This is a genomic window from Myxococcus sp. AM010 (assembly GCF_013372585.1).
GTDB lineage: Bacteria > Myxococcota > Myxococcia > Myxococcales > Myxococcaceae > Myxococcus > Myxococcus vastator.
On the sequence record NZ_JABXEO010000230.1, the window covers coordinates 1 to 597 of the forward strand.

The 597-nt window shown below is 67.5% G+C and carries 1 protein-coding gene; it reads left to right on the forward strand.

The window, feature by feature from the left end; genetic code table 11:
• Positions 1 to 597: condensation domain-containing protein (locus HV826_RS36450; protein ID WP_255217610.1), on the forward strand; the 597-nt coding region annotated here is incomplete at both ends.

The window sequence follows — 597 nt, forward strand, 5'->3', positions numbered from 1 at the left end:
GGCGCACGCATCCTGCTACCGAGGACGTCGTCGGACTCTTCGTCAACACCGTCGTCCTTCGCACCCGTTTCCTCTCCGACGACTCCTTCTCCGCCCTCCTCTCACGCACGCGCGCGACGGCGCTCGATGCCTTCTCTCACCAGGACGCTCCCTTCGAGCGCGTCGTCCACGCCCTCGGCGTTCAGCGAAGCCCCAGCCACGCGCCGCTCGTCCAGGTCGCCTTCGTCTGGAATCGCGCGGGCGCTCCGCTTCACCTCGGAGCCCTGTCCGCCTGTTCGGTCCCCATCGCGCCATCGAGTGCGAAGCTGGATCTGTCACTGCATGTCTTTGAAGACGGTGACAGCCTGCATGTGGGGGCGGAGTACAGCAGTGACTTGTACGAAGCGGGCAGCGTGGAGCGGATGCTGGGGCACTACCTGCGGCTGCTCGAAAGCGCGCTCGCCGCGCCTCAGGCGCCCTTGGCCTCGCACTCGCTGCTCTCCGCCGAGGAGCGCCAGCAGGTGTTGCACGGCTTCAACGCCACCGAGCGGCCCTTCGACTCCCTCGCCACCTTCGTCTCCCTCTGGGACACCCAGGTAGCGCGGACGCCTGATGCCA